The organism is Flavobacterium sp. W20_MBD1_R3, assembly GCF_052119725.1.
Lineage (GTDB): Bacteria > Bacteroidota > Bacteroidia > Flavobacteriales > Flavobacteriaceae > Flavobacterium.
Genome location: NZ_JBGQOR010000007.1, coordinates 154,089 through 160,355, shown reverse-complemented (window position 1 = coordinate 160,355; position 6,267 = coordinate 154,089). Strand labels below are relative to the sequence as shown.

At 39.4% G+C, this 6,267-nt stretch carries 6 protein-coding genes; 5 read left to right on the top strand and 1 reads right to left on the bottom strand.

Translation table 11 applies throughout. The features are described 5' to 3' along the window. Positions 1 to 617: 617 nt before the first annotated feature. From ACEN2F_RS11095 to ACEN2F_RS11080, 4 genes are all read left to right on the top strand, one after another. A complete protein-coding gene (locus tag ACEN2F_RS11095) occupies positions 618 to 968 on the top strand; it encodes a hypothetical protein (protein WP_441739068.1) in 351 nt (116 codons plus the stop codon). 136 nt (positions 969 to 1,104) lie between these two features. Next, positions 1,105 to 1,707 carry a sugar transferase gene (locus ACEN2F_RS11090; RefSeq protein WP_441739066.1) on the top strand — a complete coding sequence of 201 codons (603 nt, stop codon included), beginning with the start codon at positions 1,105 to 1,107 and terminating at the stop codon, positions 1,705 to 1,707. Between the two features lies 1 nt (position 1,708). Next, positions 1,709 to 2,320, top strand: a complete 612-nt coding sequence (locus ACEN2F_RS11085) for an acetyltransferase (RefSeq protein ID WP_441739064.1) — start codon at positions 1,709 to 1,711, stop codon at positions 2,318 to 2,320. Continuing rightward, the gene (locus ACEN2F_RS11080; RefSeq protein ID WP_441739062.1) at positions 2,313 to 3,464 is read left to right on the top strand and encodes a DegT/DnrJ/EryC1/StrS family aminotransferase; all 1,152 of its coding nucleotides are present in this window, start codon (positions 2,313 to 2,315) and stop codon (positions 3,462 to 3,464) included. The genes ACEN2F_RS11085 and ACEN2F_RS11080 overlap by 8 nt, the downstream gene beginning before the upstream one ends. Positions 3,465 to 4,007: 543 nt before the next feature. On the opposite strand, the gene ACEN2F_RS11075 is transcribed toward ACEN2F_RS11080, so the two are convergent. Further along, a complete protein-coding gene (locus tag ACEN2F_RS11075) occupies positions 4,008 to 4,142 on the bottom strand; it encodes a hypothetical protein (RefSeq protein WP_441739061.1) in 135 nt (44 codons plus the stop codon). Positions 4,143 to 4,325: 183 nt separating this feature from the next. On the opposite strand from ACEN2F_RS11075, the gene ACEN2F_RS11070 reads away from it, so the two are divergent. Then, complete coding sequence (locus ACEN2F_RS11070) at positions 4,326 to 6,260, top strand: polysaccharide biosynthesis protein (RefSeq protein WP_441739074.1); 1,935 nt, start codon at positions 4,326 to 4,328, stop codon at positions 6,258 to 6,260. Positions 6,261 to 6,267 lie beyond the last annotated feature (7 nt).

The window sequence follows — 6,267 nt, the reverse complement described above, 5'->3', positions numbered from 1 at the left end:
CGTCCCATCCACACTCAATTGGAACCACACCACCCCCTCAACATCCGCAATCCATTCCCCCTTTAGGGGGCAAGGGGGTAGGGCAAGGGGTAGGGCAAGAACCATTCTCATCTCGAGCACAATGTCATTAAGTAAAGAATTCGTCAGTTCGAGTTGAGCCGTAATTTACGATAGAAAATTGCTGCGAAGTATCGAGAACACTTGTGTTTTAAAGACTTCTCGATACAATTTTAAACAGTAAAGCTTTCGCATTACTATTCAAAATTACTCGAAGTGACGGTTACTCCACACCACCAAGACACGAACAAAACAAAAAAATCCGCGCCAATCCGCTCAATCCGTCAAATCCGCGTCCCATCCACACTCAATTGGAACCACACCACCCCCTCAACATCCGCAATCCATTCCCCCTTTAGGGGGCAAGGGGTCCCCCCCCGCACTCCAATATCTAAACACCTCATAATAAGCAATTAACAAAAATGGGGAGTAAACTCTCTGATTCCATTTAGTAAACTCTCCAATTTAAGCGGGGCTTCCAAACGAATACCAACTAATTTTGAAAAATAATTACAAAAGACCGCATTCATACCTAAGATAAGAAACAACAAGAAGGAGCAATGATGACAACAAGCAGACAAGTCGTAAAAGCAAGAGACATCCAAAACTTTTTTGGCAAAAAAGAGCGCCAGAGTTTCAAGATGATGGGCGAATTGAGAAAACACTTTCTCAAAAAAGCGTTCCAGCCTATTACCATTGGGGACTTTTGTCAATACTATAATGTGAAGTCGGAAGAACTCAATTATGCCATGCAGGCCACTGACGAATTTGAAAATAAAAATGCTGCTAAAAGAAAAACCCAAAATAACCCCATACAGCAGCAAAGTACGGCAGAGACCAACACCGACCAGTGCCAAAATGTAAAACAAGAAAAAACAAAACCCTATACCTTCAGCAAAGTAAACTGGTAAAAACGATTACAACCCTGTTTTTAGGACGTTCTAACTACATCTTATTGCCCAACAGTCAAATAAATGAGCCCACAGATATACAAACTCATAAATAACTGCTATTTTTGTATCGTTAAAAAAAAATCGCAGTAGCTTCATGTACAAATCCTATTTCAAAAGAACCATCGACGGGGTCGGAGCAGTAATCGGACTGTTGCTATTGGCGCCAATATTCATTGCCGTTACCGTTGGCCTGTATTTCGCCAACAATGGAAAACCCTTTTTCTTTCAACAACGTCCTGGCAAAAAGGGCCAACTCTTTAATATCATCAAGTTCAAAACGATGAATGATAAAAAAGACGATGATGGAGTCCTATTGCCGGATAAGGATAGGCTGACTAAAATAGGGGTTTTTGTGCGCAAAACCTCTTTGGATGAAATCCCGCAACTGCTGAACGTACTGAAAGGAGAAATGAGCCTGATAGGCCCAAGACCACTACTACCCGAATATTTACCGCTGTACAATTCAGTACAACAAAGACGGCATGACGTGAAGCCTGGGATTACGGGATGGGCCCAAGTCAATGGCCGCAATGCAATCAGCTGGGAACAGAAATTTGAATTGGATGTGTGGTATGTAAAGCACCTTTCGTTTAATTTGGATGCTAGAATATTTTTTCTAACCTTCAAAAAAGTACTTGTTCGCGAGGGTATAAATACGGTAAACACAGCTACAACAGAACCATTTAAAGGAAATTAATATGTATTTATTTGGCGCCAGCGGGCACTGCAAAGTTATAATTGACATTATCGCTTCTACACCAGATTTAACGATTGAAGGAATAGTAGATGACCATCCCAAGCATGATGATATTTTTACTATTCCTGTTTACAACACAAAAATATTTCAAACCTTTTCAGATAAGCAAGTTATTGTTTCTGTGGGAGATAATAGCACCAGAAAAAAAATTGTTAACCAGTTATTAGCTCAATATCCTATCGCTGTTCATACCAGAGCTATAGTATCAAACCATGCTTTTATTGGCGAGGGTACCGTTATCATGGCAGGGGCTGTAATAAATCCAGATGCAGTTATTGGGCAGCATTGCATCATTAATACAGCAGCAGTGATTGAACACGAATGCAAAATAAGTAGTTTTGTACACATTTCTCCCCAGGCGGCCTTAGCAGGAGACGTTACAGTAGGTGAGGGAACCCACATAGGCATAGGAGCTGTAATAATTCAAGGAATCAAAATTGGGAAATGGGCAACCATAGGAGCCGGAGCAGTGGTTATTAGTGACGTTCCGGATTATGCAGTAGTGGTAGGAAATCCAGGTAAAATTATAAAATACAACATAGAACATGAATAATTCAAAAATATGGCTTTCTTCCCCACACATGGGCGGAACCGAACAAAAATATGTACAGGAAGCTTTTGATACCAATTGGGTAGCTCCGTTAGGACCAAATGTTACGGGCATGGAACAGGATCTGGAAACCTATTTGGGCAATGATGCTGCCGTTGGTGCTTTGAGCTCCGGAACAGCAGCCATTCACTTAGGACTTGTGCTGTTAGGCGTGCAAGCAGGCGATGTCGTACTGTGTCAGAGCATGACGTTTTCCGCCTCGGCAAATCCTATTTTATACCAAGGTGCTACGCCCGTATTTATTGATAGCGAATGGGAGACTTGGAACCTATGTCCGATAGCGCTCGAGGAAGCCATCGTGTGTGAAATAGCCAAAGGAACCAAACCCAAAGCCATTATAGCCGTGCATTTATATGGCGTTCCGTACCAAATTGAAGCAGTTCGTGCCGTTGCCGATGCGTACCAAATACCCATACTAGAAGACAGCGCCGAAGCTTTAGGAAGCAGTTTCAAAGGACAAAAGTGTGGAACTTTTGGCGATATTGGTGTATTGTCTTTTAATGGCAATAAAATCATCACAACCTCAGGAGGTGGCGCAATTGTGACGCCTACGGCAGCCCTTAAAGAAAAAGCCATTTTTTTTGCTACACAATCGCGTGATGCTGCACCGCATTACCAGCATAGCGAAATAGGCTACAATTACCGCATGAGTAATATTTGTGCCGGTATTGGTCGGGGCCAAATGGAAGTATTGGATGATCATGTGAACCAACGCAGACTAATGCACGATTTCTATGCCACAATTTTTAAAGAAATTCCGGGGGTTACAGTGTTTACGGCACCGAATGCCGACTATTTTGCTAATTATTGGCTGAGTGCAATTTTAGTAGATCCTAAAAAAACCAACGGAATAACCAGAGAAACTATTCGATTGGCACTAGAAGTTGAAAACATCGAGTGCCGACCGTTGTGGAAACCGATGCACTTGCAACCCGTTTTTGAAAAATACGCATTCTACGGGACTACAGTGGCTGAAGAACTTTTTGAAAATGGACTGTGTCTGCCTTCAGGCTCTAACCTAACCAACGAAGACCGGGATAGAATAAAGAGTGCCTTACTGAATTTATTGGTCTCAGAGAGAGTTTAAAACGATGCGCTTAAGTGTATTTTGCTTTAACTTCTAAAAATAGTTGCCACCGATTCGCAAGTTAAAACCATAGAATTATAAAAAATTTGCGAATCTGCGGTTTAACTTTTCCGTTCAGGCTTGTAATCGTGAAGGCTTTACGTCTGCGAACAAAAATTATGGCCGGCAAATTCATAATGGTTTATTGCATCAAAATCCAGCAATATAATTATTTAAGCCACTAATCGTGAAAGCTGTTATTTCTTTGTCTATTTTTTAAAAGGTTTGGCCACAGATGACGCGGATTAAACGAATTTATTTTTTCCCTTTTCTCCTCCACCAACTCAAAATTTAAATTATTAGTATATTTTTTGAAATTATAATGTAAAAATTAATACTTCAATCTTTACATTTTACATTCGCAACAGATTTGGAGTTCCTCTTACCAAACAGCTTGCAAGGAATTTATTGGGGGCAATGAGTTTATTTAGTTACAGCAAGCTGTTTTTGGTAAGAATATCTAAATTTTTACTTTTTTTTGCCAATCACTGGTAGGCTATACTGTTACGGAATAAACGGATCTACTCTTCTTCTTCTTCTTCTTCTTCTTACTTTCCACTTTTCACCACGAACTAGTAGCCACAGATGCCGCGGTTTAAACGGATCTACTCTTCTTTTAACTACGCACCAAAACGCCATTCACTTCTTTTTTTCTACACCAATAACACTTAAGAATAAGAAAATGTTTTATTTTTGTATATTTGAAAATAATTTGGTTTAAAATCCAAAACCTAAAACCAACCAATTTTGAATGCTGATATAAACAAAAATGTAGCTCAGTTTATTTCTGATTCTTTTTCAAGAATAAATCGAAGACTAAACATGCACAATTTGGCGTATTTACCCCGATGGATTATAGTCATGATTGATTTTATGGTTCTTACCACTTCGTTTATTTTTACTTTTTTGATATTCAAAGGAATAGGAATGAATTACATTATTACGACCCACAGTGTAATTTTACTTTTTAGTTTTTTTGGAACGAATCTGTTTTTCTTTTGGCTGTTCCGAACATACTCCGGGATCATCAGGCACTCTTCTAATATTGATGCGGTGAAATTATTGTTTTCGCAAATGTCGGTTTTGATTATCTTTTTTATTGGTAATTTTCTGTTTGAAGTGTTTTTTAAAGAGAAAGCATTCCTGAACACGGCTCTTTTTATCAATTTAGTGCTGTCTTTTTGTGGGTTATTTTTATACCGAGTAGTGGTGAAGCAAACCTTTGAGTTATATTTTTCAGAAAAAAACACTAATAAATTAATACGAACTATAATATTTGGTACCGATGCCAACGCAATATCGGTTGCCAATGCCTTAAAATTTGAAACCCCCAGCCGTTTTAAAATTGTAGGATTTGTCGATAAGAACAATCAAAATTCCTCTAAACGGATGTTGAATCTGCCAATTTTGATCCAAAAGAAAAAGCTGCCTACTCTAATGCGCTCTGTAGGTGCTGAAAGTGTCATTATAGCCGATAAAAGTTTGTCCAAAGAAGAACAAATTATCATCGTAGATCAGTGTTTAGAATACAATTACAAAGTATTTACCGTCCCTTTGATCTCCGATTGGGAAAATCAAAAAGAAATTTCTCAAAAAGTAAAAACCATTCAGATTGAAGATTTACTGGAAAGAAAACCAATAGTGCTGGACAACAAAGGCATCTCAAAACAACTCAAAGACAAAGTTATTCTGATCAGCGGTGCGGCAGGATCTATAGGAAGTGAAATCGTCCGCCAAATATTAGTTTTTAATCCTAAGAAAATTATTATTCTGGATCAGGCGGAGACCCCGTTGCATCACTTAAAACTGGAAACCGAAAGCATCAATACCACAGCCAAAATACGCACAGTGATCGGGGATGTCAGAAACCGCGAGGCGATGGAGGAGATCTTCAAATCCTACCGTCCGCATGTGGTCTTTCATGCCGCAGCCTACAAACATGTACCGTTGATGGAAGAAAATCCCTGTCAGGCTATTTTTACTAATATTGAAGGAACCAAGAATTTAGCTGATTTGTCCTGTCGCTACAACGTGAAGAAATTTGTGATGGTCTCCACAGATAAGGCCGTAAATCCCAGTAATGTGATGGGAGCAAGCAAGCGAATAGCCGAAAAGTATGTGCAGTCCTTGCAGCTGAAAGATCAGTTGGAGAAAGGTTCCGCAGCGACCAAATTTATTACAACACGTTTTGGAAACGTATTAGGATCTAATGGTTCTGTTGTGCCGTTGTTTACAAAGCAAATTGCCGAAGGAGGGCCGCTGACCATCACCCATAAAGATATTATTCGGTATTTTATGACAATCCCGGAGGCCTGTCAATTAGTGTTGGAAGCCGGTGCAATGGGAAATGGCGGGGAAATCTATATTTTTGACATGGGGAAACCGGTTAAAATTATGGATTTGGCTCGAAAGATGATCAAACTAGCAGGATTCATTCCAGAAAAAGATATTAAAATACAAATTGTGGGTCTACGCCCCGGAGAGAAATTATACGAAGAATTGCTCAACGATACCTCTAAATCGATTCCTACGCACCATGCTAAAATCATGATTGCACAGGAAATTCAGGAAGAGTTTGAAAATCTGCACACTGATGTTGATGAATTAATCAGCATTGCTAATTTGTTTGCCAATGAGTCTATGGTGGCCCAAATGAAAAAGATTGTACCTGAATTTAAAAGTATGAATTCTGCTTATGAAGTGTTAGACAAACAAGAGGAGCCCTTGACTGTTCCTTCTGTGGAAAGCGAACTATAATACTTGT

Bases quoted from the DNA above. Each gene is read 5' to 3' on its own strand.
- ACEN2F_RS11085 (WP_441739064.1), top strand. From the start codon at position 1,709: ATGTATTTATTTGGCGCCAGCGGGCACTGCAAAGTTATAATTGACATT.
- ACEN2F_RS11095 (WP_441739068.1), top strand. From the start codon at position 618: ATGATGACAACAAGCAGACAAGTCGTAAAAGCAAGAGACATCCAAAAC.
- ACEN2F_RS11075 (WP_441739061.1), bottom strand. From the start codon at position 4,142: ATGGCGTTTTGGTGCGTAGTTAAAAGAAGAGTAGATCCGTTTAAACCG.
- ACEN2F_RS11080 (WP_441739062.1), top strand. From the start codon at position 2,313: ATGAATAATTCAAAAATATGGCTTTCTTCCCCACACATGGGCGGAACC.
- ACEN2F_RS11070 (WP_441739074.1), top strand. From the start codon at position 4,326: ATGCACAATTTGGCGTATTTACCCCGATGGATTATAGTCATGATTGAT.
- ACEN2F_RS11090 (WP_441739066.1), top strand. From the start codon at position 1,105: ATGTACAAATCCTATTTCAAAAGAACCATCGACGGGGTCGGAGCAGTA.